Origin of the sequence: Flavobacterium sp. (genome assembly GCF_036515215.1) — a bacterium.
Taxonomy (GTDB): domain Bacteria; phylum Bacteroidota; class Bacteroidia; order Flavobacteriales; family Flavobacteriaceae; genus Flavobacterium.
This window is the reverse complement of the sequence record NZ_DATBVQ010000175.1, coordinates 1-15,911: the sequence shown is the minus strand read 5'-3', so window position 1 is coordinate 15,911 and position 15,911 is coordinate 1. Positions and strand designations below refer to the sequence as shown.

General features: G+C 35.9%; 15 protein-coding genes and 1 riboswitch. Of the genes, 5 read left to right on the top strand and 10 right to left on the bottom strand.

From position 1 onward, the window contains the following. Window positions 1–31: 31 nt before the first annotated feature. Both cysD and VIH09_RS11760 read right to left on the bottom strand, forming a co-directional pair. Complete coding sequence (cysD, locus tag VIH09_RS11765; protein ID WP_331581191.1) at window positions 32–931, bottom strand: sulfate adenylyltransferase subunit CysD; 900 nt, start codon at window positions 929–931, stop codon at window positions 32–34. Between the two features lie 71 nt (window positions 932–1,002). Next, entirely contained in the window at window positions 1,003–1,704 is a 702-nt protein-coding gene (locus VIH09_RS11760) for a phosphoadenylyl-sulfate reductase (RefSeq protein ID WP_331581219.1), read from the bottom strand. 293 nt (window positions 1,705–1,997) lie between these two features. On the opposite strand from VIH09_RS11760, the gene VIH09_RS11755 reads away from it, so the two are divergent. Next, window positions 1,998–2,786, top strand: coding sequence for a sulfite exporter TauE/SafE family protein (locus tag VIH09_RS11755; RefSeq protein WP_331581189.1), 789 nt, complete (start codon window positions 1,998–2,000; stop codon window positions 2,784–2,786). 91 nt (window positions 2,787–2,877) lie between these two features. On the opposite strand, the gene VIH09_RS11750 is transcribed toward VIH09_RS11755, so the two are convergent. From VIH09_RS11750 to VIH09_RS11720, 7 genes are all read right to left on the bottom strand, one after another. Then, the gene (locus VIH09_RS11750) at window positions 2,878–3,288 is read right to left on the bottom strand and encodes an Rrf2 family transcriptional regulator (RefSeq protein WP_331581187.1); all 411 of its coding nucleotides are present in this window, start codon (window positions 3,286–3,288) and stop codon (window positions 2,878–2,880) included. 166 nt (window positions 3,289–3,454) lie between these two features. After that, entirely contained in the window at window positions 3,455–3,991 is a 537-nt protein-coding gene (locus tag VIH09_RS11745; protein WP_331581185.1) for an alpha/beta hydrolase, read from the bottom strand. 67 nt (window positions 3,992–4,058) lie between these two features. Next, entirely contained in the window at window positions 4,059–5,231 is a 1,173-nt protein-coding gene (locus tag VIH09_RS11740) for a trans-sulfuration enzyme family protein (protein ID WP_331581183.1), read from the bottom strand. Window positions 5,232–5,267: 36 nt separating this feature from the next. Then, window positions 5,268–5,699, bottom strand: coding sequence for an OsmC family protein (locus tag VIH09_RS11735; protein WP_331581181.1), 432 nt, complete (start codon window positions 5,697–5,699; stop codon window positions 5,268–5,270). 106 nt (window positions 5,700–5,805) lie between these two features. Beyond that, window positions 5,806–9,192: a bifunctional aspartate kinase/homoserine dehydrogenase I gene (thrA, locus tag VIH09_RS11730; protein ID WP_331581179.1), complete on the bottom strand. Its 3,387-nt coding sequence runs from the start codon at window positions 9,190–9,192 to the stop codon at window positions 5,806–5,808. A gap of 78 nt (window positions 9,193–9,270) precedes the next feature. After that, window positions 9,271–9,378, bottom strand: a riboswitch (SAM riboswitch). 255 nt (window positions 9,379–9,633) lie between these two features. Then, complete coding sequence (locus VIH09_RS11725) at window positions 9,634–9,831, bottom strand: hypothetical protein (protein ID WP_331581177.1); 198 nt, start codon at window positions 9,829–9,831, stop codon at window positions 9,634–9,636. A gap of 215 nt (window positions 9,832–10,046) precedes the next feature. Then, window positions 10,047–10,349, bottom strand: a complete 303-nt coding sequence (locus VIH09_RS11720) for a hypothetical protein (RefSeq protein ID WP_331581175.1) — start codon at window positions 10,347–10,349, stop codon at window positions 10,047–10,049. A 661-nt stretch (window positions 10,350–11,010) separates the two neighbouring features. Here VIH09_RS11720 and metK point away from each other — a divergent pair. The 4 genes from metK (at window position 11,011) to VIH09_RS11700 (ending at window position 14,362) form a co-directional block, all read left to right on the top strand. After that, window positions 11,011–12,261 (top strand): methionine adenosyltransferase, encoded by a 1,251-nt coding sequence (metK, locus tag VIH09_RS11715; RefSeq protein ID WP_331581173.1) that lies wholly within the window; start codon window positions 11,011–11,013, stop codon window positions 12,259–12,261. A 133-nt stretch (window positions 12,262–12,394) separates the two neighbouring features. Beyond that, window positions 12,395–13,186 (top strand): hypothetical protein, encoded by a 792-nt coding sequence (locus VIH09_RS11710; RefSeq protein ID WP_331581171.1) that lies wholly within the window; start codon window positions 12,395–12,397, stop codon window positions 13,184–13,186. Continuing rightward, window positions 13,186–13,800 carry a deoxynucleoside kinase gene (locus VIH09_RS11705; RefSeq protein WP_331581169.1) on the top strand — a complete coding sequence of 205 codons (615 nt, stop codon included), beginning with the start codon at window positions 13,186–13,188 and terminating at the stop codon, window positions 13,798–13,800. Before VIH09_RS11710 ends, VIH09_RS11705 begins: the two co-directional genes overlap by 1 nt. A gap of 160 nt (window positions 13,801–13,960) precedes the next feature. Then, window positions 13,961–14,362 carry a hypothetical protein gene (locus tag VIH09_RS11700; RefSeq protein WP_331581167.1) on the top strand — a complete coding sequence of 134 codons (402 nt, stop codon included), beginning with the start codon at window positions 13,961–13,963 and terminating at the stop codon, window positions 14,360–14,362. Between the two features lie 113 nt (window positions 14,363–14,475). Here the strand turns inward: VIH09_RS11700 and VIH09_RS11695 are convergent. Further along, window positions 14,476–15,911: proton/sodium-translocating pyrophosphatase (locus tag VIH09_RS11695; RefSeq protein ID WP_331581165.1), on the bottom strand; the 1,436-nt coding region annotated here is incomplete at its 5' end.

Sequence of the window (15,911 nt, the reverse complement as noted above, 5' to 3'; positions counted from 1 at the left end):
CAACATTTAAAATTCAACATTTAAAATAATTCTAAAAATACCCTTGTTGTTTTCTTTTCTCCATCGCAGCCTCAGAACGTTTATCATCGATTCTAGCTCCCCGTTCAGAAATGGTTGACACTCTGATTTCTCCTACAACTTCAGCAATTGTTGCTGCATAGGAGTCAACCGCTGCCGTACAACTCATATCGCCAACTGTTCTAAAACGCACGATTCTTTCCTCTATTTCTTCGTTTTCTTCTTGGTAAACAAAAGGAGAGTGCGACCAAATCATTCCGTCTCTCAAGAAGACTTTACGTTTGTGCGAAAAATAAATGGACGGAATCTCGATTTGCTCTTGCTCTATATAACTCCACACATCCAATTCAGTCCAGTTTGAAATAGGAAAAACGCGTACGTTTTGCCCGTTTTCAATTTTACCGTTCAAAATATCAAACAGTTCAGGACGTTGGTTTTTCTCGTCCCATTGGCCAAAATCATCACGGACAGAAAAAATACGTTCTTTAGCTCTTGCTTTCTCCTCATCCCTGCGGGCACCACCGATACAAGCATCAAACTTAAATTCATCAATAGCGTCCAAAAGCGTGGTGGTCTGCAAACTGTTTCTGCTTGAGTACTTACCTGTTTCTTCTACTACCTTTCCTTCATCAATAGCATCCTGAACATTTCTAACGATTAGTTCCAAACCTAACTCCTTAACCAATCTGTCCCTAAACTCAATGGTTTCGGGAAAGTTATGTCCTGTATCCACGTGTAATAATGGAAAAGGGATTTTTGCAGGGAAGAATGCTTTTTGAGCCAATCGAACCAATGTAATAGAATCTTTCCCTCCAGAGAAAAGCAATACGGGCTTGTCAAACTGGGCTATCACTTCTCTAAATATGTATATCGCTTCGCTTTCTAAAGCATTTGTTTTTAATATCGTACTCATCCTTTTTAATTTAAAGATTTAAATAATTGAAAAATTTAAAGATTCCAACATTTATAATTTATAATTCATAATTACTTCTGGTGCAACCCGCATTCTTTATGACTCGATTCCCACCACCATCTTCCTGCCCTTATATCTTCATCAGCGGTAATTGCCCTGGTACATGGAGCGCAGCCTATGCTCACAAATCCTTGTTTGTGCAATGCATTTTGCGGCACATTGTTTTTTTCCAGATAATCTTCAACCTCTTTTAAAGTCCATTTTAATAATGGATTGAATTTGATTATTTCGAATTTTCCATCGTATTCGAAAAGATGTAAATCATTTCTGTTTTCCGATTGTTCTGCCCTTAAACCTGTAATCCAAATAGAATTCCCTTTTAAAGCTTTTGTCAACGGCGCCACTTTCCTGATAAAGCAACATTCTTTTCTATTCTCCACCGACTCATAAAAGCTATTTGGTCCTTTTTGATTCAACAAATTTTGAACATCGGTTGCTTCAGGAAAATAAACCTCAATATGCTTTTTATACTTTTTTAATGTTTTATGAAAAACATCGTAGGTTTCTTGGAATAGGCGGCCCGTATCTAAAGTGAAAATTGTAATTGTTGAGTCACTTTTAGCGATTAAAGCCGTTATCACTTGGTCTTCCTGTCCGAATGATGTTGAAAAAACAACTTTATCCTTATACTCATTAGCCAAAAAATTAAAAGTCTCCTCGATTGAGAAGTTTTTTGTTTTTTCTATTAGTGTTTGTACGATTGTTGTACTCATTTTATTTTCTTTTATTATAAAATCCATTACCCTATAGGTTTAGTAGATTACTATGCAAAAGTAAACCTTATTTCTAAATAACAAAATAATATTTGAAATTTTTGCATTAAAAACCAGTAGCGTTCAAGCGTTAAAAAAAAATATAACAAAAGGGCCCAAATTCTACATTTTTAGCACATATTTTCTCGAAACGAGATTGATCAGCCTTTAATTTTTCAAATATTTTTAACATAGTCTACTTCGCCTATAGGTTAATTATAAAATAATTGTAATTTTGTCCAAAAACTTCATTTATGGATTTTCAAATAGGATTAGTCATCGCAGGTTTAACAGTTGGGTTCATTGTTGGATTAACTGGTGTAGGAGGCGGTTCATTGATGACTCCCATTCTCTTGTGGTTTGGTATTCCTCCAACAACAGCTGTTGGTACCGACCTATTATATGCGGCGTTTACCAAAATGGGTGGGGTCTATGTGCATCACAAGAAAAAGAATATCAACTGGACAATTACTGGTTGGCTATCCTTAGGCAGTGTCCCTGCGGCATTACTGACTTTGTGGATTTTACATAGTATCAAAACAGATATTACCGCTTTAAACTCTATAATAAGATTCAGTTTGGGCTGGGCGCTGCTCTTAACCTCGATAGCGGTCCTATTCAAAAAAAAACTGTTAGTTTTTTCTCAAAAACATTCTGGCGACAAGTTTCATAGCGAGAGTAAAACTCAGAATATGCTAACGGTAGCCATTGGTATACTGCTAGGTGCAACTGTAACGCTAACTTCTATTGGAGCGGGTGCTTTAGGGACGGTCACTTTATTTTTCCTGTACCCTCTTTTGGTAACTCCAAGATTAGTCGGAACCGAAATCGCTCACGCTGTCCCTTTAACTCTTGTAGCAGGATTAGGACACGCGACAATGGGAAATTTGGATTTGGGCTTATTGGGACAGCTATTGATGGGGTCCCTTCCTGGAATATATATCGGAAGTATGTTAAGTGGAAAAGTACCTGACTTATTTCTTAGAAATGCCATTGCGATAATGCTGTTTTTCGTAGGATATAAACTGGTTTTTACGGTTTAAACTAGTCGTCAATTTATACAAAAAGACCCTTTCATTGGACAAATACAATGAAAGGGTCTTTTTTGATATGTGTTTAAATATGCAGTATAGACTAAAAAGCTATATCTGCAAGGGTATTATTTTCGAGAATTTTCAGTGTATTGTCTCGCACTTCAGTCATCAATTTACGTACTGCGCAGGCAGCTTCATCTGTACAATCATCACATCTCTCATAAAAGTTATGGCTGGCACAAGGCAACAAAGCAATTGGACCTTCGAGAATACGGTACACTTTGGCCATATTAATCTCTTTCGGGTCTTTAATCAAATAATAACCACCACCCTTTCCTTTTTTGGCACCCAAAAAACCCGAATGGCGCAAAAGCAACAAAATGCTTTCTAAAAATTTAATCGAAATGTTTTCGCTTTTGGCGATATCGGCAATAGCAACAGGTGTTTGATCTTCTTGACGAGCCAAAAAAGTCAGTGCTTTTATACCGTATTTTGTTTTCTTTGAAAGCATGTAGAATTGATTTTATATTGAAGGGCTCAGATTAAGAATTTCTTAAGGATAACACCTGAAATCTTCTAATCCTTTATTCAATGACAACAAAAATATGCTTTTTGAATTAATAATACGGAATGACGATTAAAGATTGTAGTTGAATTAGAAATATACAATTATTAATCTACAATCTATCTTTTCTTTTACTTAAAATAACATCACATACTTTTCTTGCAAAATTAGATTCATAATACATGTCATGCCTCTTCCCATTTACAACTTCACAGATCGTTTCATTCTTTTTGAACCAAGCTTCATTTGGATTATTATTATCCTTTTCTCCAAAATACAGCATAATTTCACAATTTGGCACCTCAGTTTCATACCGCAATCTTGTGGATGATATCGCCAACATATTTCCAATATCCAGTCCTTTCAAGGCAGCATTCCAAGCAATCGTTCCACCAATACTAAAAGCCATCACATCAATTTTGCCCTTCTCAAGATAAACCAACTTTTGGGCGGCTGTTTCAATACCCCCATTAACAAACTGTTCGTGCAATTTTATTTCCGTATAATCTAATATTTCTAGCTCTCCCAGTTCACAACAATCATAAAACCTAATTTCATAATCGTGTTTTAAAATTTCTTCATATGTTTTTACCCACTCGGACTTTCCCTTCCCCCACAAATCTGATAAAATGACTAATCTTGGTTTCATATTTTTGTTAAATATCGAAAAGTTTTTCGGTTTCAAATCTGAAATCAAAAATGGTTAATCCTGAAATTTAAGAAAGTGCTTGCTCTAAATCAGCAATTACATCCTTAACAGTTTCCAGCCCTACTGAAACACGGACTAACCCATCAGTGATACTCACTGCCAATCTTTCGTCAACAGACAATTTACTGTGTGTCGTTGACGCTGGATGTGTAACAATGGTTCTGGTATCGCCTAAGTTTGGTGATAACGAACATAGTCTTATTTTATCCAAAAAGGTTCGTCCTGCTTCAAGACCGCCTTTTATTTCAAAAGCCACAATGCTGCCACCCAACTTCATTTGCTTTTTGGCAATTTCATATTGTGGATGCGATTTTAAGAACGGATATTTTACTCGATTCACATTTGGATGCTGTTCTAAAAACTCCGCTACCTTCAATGCATTTTCACAATGTCTATCTAAACGAATCGCTAAAGTCTCTAAACTTTTTGATAGCACCCAAGCATTAAATGGGGACAAAGAAGGTCCCGTAAGTCGAGAAAACAAATAGATTTTTTGAATCAATTCGGGATCGCCAACGGTAATTCCGCCCAAAACTCGTCCTTGACCGTCCATTAACTTCGTAGCAGAATGTACCACCAAATGCGCACCCCATTTTATAGGTTGTTGTAAATAAGGCGTTGCAAAACAGTTGTCGATTATCAAAATCAAATTGTGTTTTTTGGCTATATTCCCTAGCAATTCCAGATCAATAATATCGACAGCTGGATTCGTAGGCGATTCCGCAAAAAGAATTTTTGTGTTTGGCGTGATGAAACTTTCAATAGTTTCTGGTTCATTAATGTCGAAATACGACGTTTCAATATTCCACTTTGGAAAATAATTGATGAATAATGAATGTGTCGCTCCAAAAACGCTACTGGAAGAAACAATATGATCTCCAGATTTCAATAAAGCAGCCATTGTTGAATACACTGCAGCCATTCCCGAGGCAAAGGCAAAACCAGCAGTTGCACCTTCCATCTTGCAAACTTTATCCACGAACTCGTTGGTATTCGGGTTGCTGTAACGGCTATAAATATTTCTGTCTTTCTCTTCGGCAAACGAGGCACGCATATCTTCGGCGTCTTCAAATACGAAACTAGAGGTTAGGTATAAAGGAACCGAGTGCTCTAAGTATTGCGTGCGTTCTAATTGGGTACGGATGGCTTCGGTTTCAAAACCAAATTCTTCTTCGTTCATTATCTTTTGTTTAAAGTTTCAAGTTAGAGGAATTCTCTATTTCGCTAATTCCACTCCATTTACAACGACCATATAATGTATTGTTGCCGTCGGCTCTAACGTTTTAGAAACCGAGCAGTATTTATCGAAAGACAGTTGCGCGGCTTTAGCGGCTTTATCTTCTTTAATCTCACCTTCTAGATAAAAAACCAAATAGATGTCTTTAAATGGTTTTGCTTCTCCCACTTGAATACGTTCACCTTCAACCTCAGCCTTGAAAGAGGTAATCTCTTGACGCTGCTTTTTCAGTATAGAAATCATATCGATAGCGCTACAGCCTGCAACTCCCATCAACACCAATTCCATTGGGCTCGCACCCATATCATTTCCGCCAGATTCTGGGCGACTGTCTAAATTTACTATATGTCCACGTTCGTTTTTTAATTCGAAATGGTAATTGTCGTTTACTCTGTTTAATGTAATCTTCATTGTTTATGATTTTTTTGTACGCGGATGAAACGGATTCAAACTCGGATTTAATGGATTTTTATTTTTTTTACTGAACACTCCAAACTAAACACTGAATACTTCTTCTCTACCCTTTATCAGACAATCTCAAAATATCTCCAAAAACACCTCTTGCCGTAACTGCCGATCCAGCTCCAGCTCCTTGAATCACAATTGGACGGTCACCATAGGATTCGGTGTAAATTTCGAAGAAAGAATCAGATCCTTTCAAGCCTCCCAAAGCGGTATCCGAAGGTACGGAAACCAACTTAACTTCCAAAATTCCTTTGTCATTTTGCAAATCGCCCGATAATTCACCTATGTATCTCAAAACGTGATTTGGTTTTTGATCGCTTTTTATCTTATCATATATAGGGTCAAATTCTTTCAGCTTGGTCAAGAAATCAGCGGCACTTCCTTTGCGTAAATGTTCTGGGATTAAATTCTGAATTTCAATTTCTTCAAATTCGTTTTGCAAATCCAATTCTCTGGCTAAAATCAGTAATTTTCTGCCCACGTCATTTCCGCCCAAATCCTCTCTTGGGTCTGGCTCCGTGAAACCACTGTCGATTGCTTCCTTAAGTATTTCGCTAAAAGGAACGTCCTTGGCAGAGAAATTATTGAATAAATAACTTAAGGTTCCTGAAAACACTCCCTTTATCTTGGTAATATTTTCACCCGAGAGATGCAATAGCTTTATCGTGTCAATCAGCGGCAATCCTGCCCCAACATTGGTTTCATACAAATAGTTCTTTTGATTGTCAGCCAATACTTTTCTTAACTTTTTATAAAAACCATAACTTAGGGTATTGGCTACCTTATTGGACGAAATCAAATCGAAACTGCTTTCGGCAAGCGGAATATAATTCTCCACAAAAGAAGTGCTTGCGGTATTATCAATCGCAATCAAGTTTTCCAAATGGTGCTCATTGGCATACGCGATAACATCGTTAATCGTATATGACTCACCATTGGTTTGAATTTCGTTTTTCCAATTTGGAGAAACTCCGTTTTTATTCAAAAGAACATTTCTAGAATTGGCAATAGCAAACACATTCAATTTGATGTCTTTCCTTTTTTCGATTGCGGTTGCTGATTCTAAAATTTGATTAATCAAAGTTCCACCGACCAATCCGTGCCCAAAAATGGCGATGTTGATTTTCTTTGCAACCCCAAAAATCTCTCCGTGTATCACATTCAAGGCTTTGTGAAGTTCTGATTTTTTAACCACCAAACTTACATTTTTACCCGTAACGGTATTATTGAATAAAATAGGGACAATTTTATTCTTGATTAACGCAGTGTACGGTTTATGAAAGGTGCTTAAATCTTGACCGATAATTGAAATGACCGAAACATTATCTGTCACTGTTATTTTATTGACATCCTTAGAATAGAAATCATTTTCGAATTCTTTCTCCAACTCAATCATTGCTTTTGTTGCCTTTTCAGCGGCAACCACGAGTCCAATTCCTCTTTCTGAAGAACCTTGGGAAATGATACTCACACTGATATCATTATCGCCCATTACCCTGAAAATACGGGCGTCAACTCCTGTTTTACCTAACAGTCCTCTTCCCTCTAAGTTTACCAAAGACACATTCTCCAGTACAGACAAGGTTTTAATTCCTGCAGCATTCGAATTGGATGTGATTAAGGTTCCTTTGTTTTCGTGATTGAACGTATTCAAAATACGTAGGGGTATGTTTTTTTCTAATAATGGGACAATGGTTTTTGCGTGTAAAATATTTGCTCCAAAATTGGCCATTTCATTAGCTTCATTATAGGACAAAGTTTCAATTTTTTTAGCATCTAAAACCAATTCAGGATTGGCGGTGTAAATTCCGTCCACATGGGTGAAATTCTGCAATTCTTCGGCATTTATATAATTAGCGACTAGTGACGCGGTATAATTACTTCCGTTTCTCCCCAAAGTGGTGGTTTCATTTTTAGTATTCGAACCAATAAAACCAGTAATTACCAAAACAGAATCTTTGTTTTCTTTGAAAATCTGGATGATGTTCTTCTTAGAAATGGCATCTAGTGGTTGAGCATCCCCAAAATTGGAATCGGTAATAATTAACTCTCTGGTGTCCGCTAGTTTTGCAGCTATCCCTTTTTGATTCAATAAAAACACCAATAATTTAGCCGAAAGCAATTCGCCATGTGCTAAAATTTGGTCTCGAATCTTAACGCTATAATCCCCGATCAAGCTAACGCCTTCGAAAATTTTATCTAATTTATCAAATTCTACCGAAAAATCAACGGCATCAAAACCGTCCTTTTGATAGGCTTTAAAACTTTCCAGTAGCGGCTTATAATTTCCGTTTTTGGCTGCAATAGTAAGAATATCGCCCAACTCATCCGTTGCATTTCCTCTAGCGGAAACTACAATAGCGATTTTTTCTTTTTGCTTTATTTTATACTCAATAATATCCAAAACTTTATTGATACCATCACCGTTAGCTAAAGATTTTCCGCCAAATTTCACTATTTTCATCTGCTTCTTATTTTTAAAAACAACTTCTAATAAATTGTCTAATTGTTCGTATTCCATCAAGAAGGCATCGTGCCCGTGTTGCGAGTCAATCTCACTATAGAATACATTATTTTTGAATTTTTTAATCTCGTTGTAGGTTTCTCTATTCTCCTTTGCCGTAAAAAACAAATCCGAATTGATTCCTACAATGTATATATTGGCATCAACTTTTGAAATAACCGATTCTAATGACTCATGATTTCGAGTAATATCAATGGTTTTTAAAAGTTGGTTCATCATTTTATAAGCCGATAGTTGAAACCTTTTTTCTAATTTTTCTCCATGGTAATTCAACCAACTTTCTACTTTGAATGTTTCTAGTTGTATATTGATATCTCTATTAAATTTTTCTTTGAAAGATTCAGGTGTTCGGTAGCACAACATCGCGTGAATACGGGCATCTTCAATAGGTTTTTTAGAATTATTAAGGATTTGCTCTTGTAAATAACAATTAGCAATCAACCAATCTGTTGCTTTCCAATCTGTCGCAATGGGAATGAAATTTTGTGCCAATTTAGGTTCCAAAGCCAAAATTTCCCATGCAATTCCACCACCAACAGAACCACCAATAAGGGCAAACAAATTATCAATCTTTAAAAACTGAAGTCCTTCAAGAAAAATTCTAGCAATGTCTCTGGCGATGAAATTTCTGTAATTTTCGATAGTAGCCGAATTGAATCCATTACCTGGCACATCAAAAGAGACAATAGTATATTTTCTAGTATCAATAGTTTTATCTACACCTACAATATCATTCCACCAACCTGATTCACCAATTACTTGTGAGTTTCCAGTCAAGGCATGATTAATTAAGATAATAGGGGCAGTATGCAAAGGAGCACCAAAAACTTGAAAACTTAAGTTTAGGGCAGCATAAAAAGCACCATTATGTGTGGTGAAATTTTGAATGGTAATATGTGTGGGTTTATTTTCCAATGTCAAATCTATTATTGATTTTGATTTGTATTTGGAAATATTAAAAAGAAAAGCTAGAAATTAACTAGTGAATTCTTGTTGTTATCTTTCCACGTTGGGCGTGGTAGAATGCAGCACCTTCTTCGATTTCTCGAAGGGTTGCTAAGGCTTCATTGGGTCTAATCCCTCTGCCTTTCTTTATAACATTTCAATACGTTGATGAACTTAACAGGGCAAATTAACCACTATTTTTTTAAACGACCAAATTTTAAAATGAATTGCTTTTTGTTTTTACGAAAAACACATCTCGAATATGCATAAAAAAATAATACCCCAAAACAATCATGTTTTCAGGGTACTATTGTGAAATTTCAGATACCTTATCGTTACTATCTTCCATATTAAAATAAAATTTTTAAAATACGTTTATCGAATAATGCATTTAAATGATATCCGTTTGCGTTAGATAAAAAGGACCTCATTTTCTTGGGAATACATTTGAACTAATAATGAATTTGAAGCTTTTTTTGGCTTAAAACCAGAGTTGAATTTTATTACAAATCTAGGGTTAACCAACTCATCACTGATTTTGTTTTCATTCGTCTTTTTTTGCCTGAATGTAAGATTCGAAAGCGACTGGATTGTTTTTGGTGTTTTCATGATAATTATTTTTTAGTTGTTTGTTTTTAAGCGTAATAAATTTATAAGTCCTCAGTAAAAAAGAACTGATGTAACCTCTAATCAATTTTGTTGCCACTAATTGATTAATCAAAAAAATAAATATCATAAACGTTTCACTTCGTGCGCACACTATGAAACTTTTTTCGTCAAGACCAATCCTTTTTATGGCTTGACATATCGGTTATACCGCTTTATTAGAAGCAAGCCTTAACTATCTTCATGTTTATCTTAACGACTTTTTGAATTTGCTTGTCTGTTAAAATTCTATTTCCGTGAGCCTTAAGAATTCTTTCTTTCAAGACTTCCCATTTAGCTCTCAAATAAGGGTATTGCGACAAAGCGATTTCATCACCTTTTTGAGCATTCTTATACTGTCTTTTGTATTCCTTGAAATAATTCTTGTAATCAGCAAGATATTTGTCCCATTTTTTTGCTCTAGCTTTGTCCTTTCTCTTTTCTGTGGTTTCTAATACAAAACCGTTTTCGATGGCTTTCATAATTAAATTGTTTCTTGGTTAAAAAAATATTTTGAATGATTTGGACTTTTTAAACTTTTATAAAAAGCAACGTTGCAAAATCTATATTTTAAAGTTGTTGGCTTTAGTGTTCAACAAATTTAACGAAACAAAAGGCCTCGAATAAAACATACTCGACTAACTAACACTATATCAGATATAAAGCGTTTTTTAAGGATTTAGTTCAGAAAATAGTCATAAATAACATTCAGTTTTGACCAAAAGTGGCTTTTTTACGAGATTTTGTTTAATGTTTGATTTTAGGGGTTTTCCGAATCGACTAAAATTATTGCCTAATAAATTCTTCTTTCCCATTTCAACCTTTAGGTCTGACAAAACATTAAATCCACCCATTTAATATCTAAATTTTACTAAGATGTCTAATGACGATTTGATAATATTCGACATTGCCATTCAACATTCCTAAAAAAAAAGACAAGATTAATTTGCAATTCAAAATGGTTTCATACATTTGCACTCGAATACAAGAGGAAAAATTTGAACTGATTGCAACCTCTTCATAATGAAACTAATTCATTATGGATGCTGAATATTTTCAGTAGAAAAAATGCTAAAGCAGAAACTCTCCTTTAGTATTTCCCGCAATTATTTTTCCTCACCTAATTTTAAATTTAAATTTATTATGGCATATTTATTTACGTCAGAATCTGTAAGCGAAGGACATCCAGACAAAATTGCAGATCAAATTTCAGACGCATTAATTGATAATTTTTTGGCATTTGACGCCAATTCAAAGGTTGCTTGTGAAACATTAGTAACTACAGGTCAAGTAATTCTGGCTGGTGAAGTAAAATCAAATACGTACTTAGATGTACAACATATCGCTCGTGAAGTAATAAGAAAAATTGGCTATACAAAAAGCGAATACATGTTTGAAGCAAATTCTTGCGGTATTCTTTCGGCTATACATGAGCAATCAGCTGATATTAACCAAGGAGTTGACAGAGCCAATCCAGAGGAACAAGGCGCTGGAGATCAAGGAATGATGTTTGGTTACGCTACCAATGAAACTGAAAATTACATGCCATTGGCACTTGATTTATCGCATAAATTATTGCAAGAATTGGCAATTTTAAGACGTGAGAACAATGAAATCACTTATTTGCGTCCTGATGCAAAATCACAGGTTACGTTAGAATATAGTGACGATAACAAACCAACTCGAATCGAAGCGATTGTTATTTCCACACAACACGATGATTTTGACGAAGAAGCGACTATGCTTGCAAAAATCAAAAAAGACATCATCGAAATTTTGATTCCAAGAATCATTGCGAAGAACCCAGCTAGTGCTCATTTATTTAATGATACAATTAAATACCACATCAACCCAACCGGGAAGTTTGTAATTGGTGGGCCACATGGAGACAGTGGATTGACGGGTAGAAAAATTATTGTTGACACTTACGGTGGTAAAGGAGCTCACGGTGGTGGTGCTTTCTCCGGTAAAGACCCAAGTAAGGTAGATAGAAGTGCCGCTTATGCGACTCGTCATATCGCTAAAAACTTGGTTGCTGCGGGAGTTGCCGAGGAAATATTAGTTCAGGTTTCTTATGCTATTGGTGTAGCGAAACCAATGGGTATTTTTATTGACACTTACGGAACATCAAAAGTAAACTTGACTAACGGTGAAATCGCCAAAAAAGTGGAAGCTATCTTCGATATGCGTCCTTACTTTATCGAGCAACGTTTGAAATTGAGAAACCCTATCTATAGCGAAACTGCAGCCTACGGACATATGGGACGTACGCCAGAAACGGTAACCAAAACATTTTCTGCGCCAGGCGGGAACGAGAAAACAGTAACTGTTGAATTGTTCACTTGGGAAAAACTAGATTTTGTTGACCAAGTTAAAACAGCATTTGGATTGTAACAATCACAATTGATTTTATATATAAGACCCAGCTCATCAAATGAGCTGGTTTTTTTTATTCTAATTTCGGCATTTTAAACCGAGAATAAATAGTAAATCGAATTAGCTTTTTTTGTTGTAATTTGCTAGCCCTATGAAAAAGCTGCTTGTATCTCTTTTTGTTATCTCCTTTTCGATTGTCTACGGGCAAACCCTTAAACTCTATCCTAAAACAGTGGACACTCTCTCTTTTAAAATAGACTGTTACATAGGACTAGATCAATTTGGTTTTCAGTACTTCATAACTGATAATGTTTTACACAAAATAAAGGGCAACGAAACTTTTGAATATAAAAATCCTTCATTGGGAAAAATCACCAGGGTAGATCTACAAAATCCGATGAAAATTGTCTTATTCTACGAAAGCTTCAATTCGGTAATCCTGCTGGACAACCAACTGAATGAACTGCAGAAAACAAATTTTTCAGAAAACACAATTCCAATAATTGCGGCAGCAATCGGGATAGCTTCTCAAAATCAATTGTGGGTTTATGATAGTTTGAATCAGCAAATTGGTCTTTTTGATTATTTAAAAAACAATTACAAAGCCATATCGACCTCTTTTCCGGAAAGCATCAAACAGTATCAATCAGATTTCAACACTTTTTATTGGGTAGATGATAAAAACAACTGGTTTTCCTGCGATATTTTTGGAAAAATCACAAATAAAGGAAAGGTCCCCGATTTTGATTTTATCGAAATCATTAATGATCAGCAATATATCTTCTCCAAAAACAATAATTTGATTTTTGAAGATCTTAAAAAAAGGCAAAAGTATAAAATTGAAATTTCGGAAAAAACGTTCGAAAAATTCTCATACAAAGACCAAATTTTATCTATTTTTACATCGAAGGGAATTATAAATTATAAAATCACAACACCGTAATGCACATAGCAGTAGCAGGAAATATAGGATCAGGCAAAACAACTCTAACACGGTTACTGGCAAAACACTTTAAGTGGGAACCTCATTTTGAGGATGTGGTTGACAACCCTTATTTGGATGATTTTTATCATCAGATGGAACGTTGGTCCTTTAATTTGCAGATCTATTTCTTGAACAGCCGTTTCCGTCAGGTGATGCAGATTCGCGAAAGCGGCAAAAAAATCATCCAAGACAGAACCATTTACGAAGATGCCCATATTTTTGCGCCCAATCTCTATTCTATGGGATTGATGACCAATCGTGATTTTCAGAACTATTCCAGTCTTTTTGAATTGATGGAATCGACAGTCAAAGCCCCTGATTTGTTAATTTATTTAAGAAGCTCGATCCCGAATTTAGTTGGACAAATTCACAAACGCGGTCGCGAGTATGAATCCACGATTTCCATCGATTACCTAAGTCGATTGAACGAACGTTATGAAGCATGGGTACACACCTACGATAGAGGAAAACTACTTATAATAGACGTAGACAACATTAATTTCGTTGACAAACCAGAAGATTTAGGAAACATCATCAATAGAATCGACGCTGAGTTACATGGATTATTCTAAAATAAATTTATATCTATATTTTAAAGATGCCTCACTTTCATGAGGCATTTTTTATTTTTATATTACAAATTAAATTGATTAACTTTAATTTGCCTTAATTTATCAAACTTAAAATGCTAATCAATTGATTTTTCTGATTATTAATTTAAATCTCAAAATCATGATACTGCCCAACTTAAAAAATAAAACTATTTGTTTTTTCTTGATTATGGCGCTTATTCTGCAAAGCTGCGCCGTTTATAAAAAAACGCCTGTCACTTTAAATGAAGCGGCAACAGCAGATGGAAAAGTTTTAGTGGTAAAAACCGACAACACAAAACTCAAATTTAAAAAAATTGAACAAATTGATGGCGTATATTACGGTCTCATAAAAACGAAAGGCCAAATTGAAAAAATTCCATTAACCGAAAGCGATTTAAAAACCATACGTCTTCTTGACAAAACAGCAACAACAATAGGAAATGTTGCAATTGTTGTAGGTTCTTTAGGGATTGTTCTCTTAGTTGTTGCGGCAATAGAACTTGCTGATTGGGGTGATGATTGGGGAAATTGGAGCTATTAAATATTTAGGAAATACAATAATCGAAGGCGCTTTTTACGCAATACATCATTTAAAATAAGAACAAAAAATGCCCCGTTTTCACAGGGCAATTTAAATTTTAAATAATACTAATTTTATTTCAAAGCATCGATTTGAGCCTGGACCTCAGCGTCGGTTCCTTCAAAGACTTGTGTATCAGTTTTTCCATTGACAGTTGTAGCGACAGTAGCTTTAACAACACCGTTCTCAATAGATTTTTCAATTTTTATCTCTTTAGAAACTTCATGCATCATTTTATTTCCATGCATCATATGATCGCAAGCAGCATTGGTGCATCCCTTTGCTATACATTCCTCTTTAGACATAGAAGTACATGCTCCGGTTGTGATACAGCAAGAAGCGCTAGCATCAGAAATAGTGTGGCTTCCGTTCCCTAAAATGGGCGCCATTACTAATCCTATCAGACACGTCAGTTTAATTAAAATATTCATCGATGGCCCAGAAGTATCCTTGAAAGGATCACCAACAGTATCACCGGTTACCGCTGCTTTGTGGGCATCGGAACCTTTGTAGGTCATTTCACCGTTGATTAAAACTCCTGCTTCAAATGATTTCTTGGCGTTATCCCAAGCACCACCTGCATTGTTTTGGAAAACCGCCCAAAGCACACCAGAAACGGTAACACCTGCCATATATCCTCCAAGCATTTCAGCAATCAATTGGTTATTGTCTCCATAAACTAATTTACCAAGCAAAACTATGGCGATTGGGAAACCGATGGTCAAAACTCCCGGCAGCATCATTTCGCGCAAAGCGGCTTTGGTAGATATATCGACACATTTTGCATATTCAGGTTTACCGGTTCCTTCCATAATTCCTGGAATTTCCTTGAACTGACGACGCACCTCGTACACCATATCCATGGCGGCTTTTCCAACAGAATTCATCGCCAAAGCGGAGAAAACCACTGGAATCATTCCCCCAACAAAAAGCATCGCTAAAACTGGTGCTTTGAATATATTTATCCCGTCAATCCCCGTAAAAGTCACGTAAGCGGCAAATAAAGCCAATGATGTTAATGCTGCAGAAGCGATAGCAAAGCCTTTCCCTGTTGCGGCAGTTGTGTTACCCACAGCATCCAATATGTCGGTTCTGGTGCGCACTTCTTTCGGCAATTCACTCATTTCGGCAATTCCCCCCGCATTATCAGAAATAGGTCCAAAGGCATCAATAGCCAATTGCATTGCCGTAGTGGCCATCATAGCCGAAGCCGCTAAAGCCACGCCGTAAAAACCGGCAAGTGCATACGAAGTCCAAATGGCAGCAGCAAATAACAGAATTGTCGGGAAAGTAGAAATCATTCCAGTGGCTAAACCAGCAATTACATTCGTTCCTGCCCCTGTGCTTGATTTTTGCACGATTGCCATAACAGGTTTCGTACCAAATCCTGTATAATATTCAGTCACTGATGAAATAACAGCGCCAACCACCAATCCTACGATAGTTGCATAGAAAACCCTCATTGATGAAATCTCTTGCATTCCTTCTCCAAAGAATTCCATTTTCATGG

Excerpts from the sequence above, each read along its gene's own strand:
- metK (WP_331581173.1), top strand. The coding sequence starts at position 11,011 with ATGGCATATTTATTTACGTCAGAATCTGTAAGCGAAGGACATCCAGAC.
- VIH09_RS11705 (WP_331581169.1), top strand. The coding sequence starts at position 13,186 with ATGCACATAGCAGTAGCAGGAAATATAGGATCAGGCAAAACAACTCTA.
- VIH09_RS11740 (WP_331581183.1), bottom strand. The coding sequence starts at position 5,231 with ATGAACGAAGAAGAATTTGGTTTTGAAACCGAAGCCATCCGTACCCAA.
- VIH09_RS11725 (WP_331581177.1), bottom strand. The coding sequence starts at position 9,831 with ATGAAAACACCAAAAACAATCCAGTCGCTTTCGAATCTTACATTCAGG.
- VIH09_RS11750 (WP_331581187.1), bottom strand. The coding sequence starts at position 3,288 with ATGCTTTCAAAGAAAACAAAATACGGTATAAAAGCACTGACTTTTTTG.
- VIH09_RS11700 (WP_331581167.1), top strand. The coding sequence starts at position 13,961 with ATGATACTGCCCAACTTAAAAAATAAAACTATTTGTTTTTTCTTGATT.
- VIH09_RS11745 (WP_331581185.1), bottom strand. The coding sequence starts at position 3,991 with ATGAAACCAAGATTAGTCATTTTATCAGATTTGTGGGGGAAGGGAAAG.
- VIH09_RS11755 (WP_331581189.1), top strand. The coding sequence starts at position 1,998 with ATGGATTTTCAAATAGGATTAGTCATCGCAGGTTTAACAGTTGGGTTC.
- VIH09_RS11735 (WP_331581181.1), bottom strand. The coding sequence starts at position 5,699 with ATGAAGATTACATTAAACAGAGTAAACGACAATTACCATTTCGAATTA.
- VIH09_RS11710 (WP_331581171.1), top strand. The coding sequence starts at position 12,395 with ATGAAAAAGCTGCTTGTATCTCTTTTTGTTATCTCCTTTTCGATTGTC.
- cysD (WP_331581191.1), bottom strand. The coding sequence starts at position 931 with ATGAGTACGATATTAAAAACAAATGCTTTAGAAAGCGAAGCGATATAC.
- VIH09_RS11720 (WP_331581175.1), bottom strand. The coding sequence starts at position 10,349 with ATGAAAGCCATCGAAAACGGTTTTGTATTAGAAACCACAGAAAAGAGA.
- VIH09_RS11760 (WP_331581219.1), bottom strand. The coding sequence starts at position 1,704 with ATGAGTACAACAATCGTACAAACACTAATAGAAAAAACAAAAAACTTC.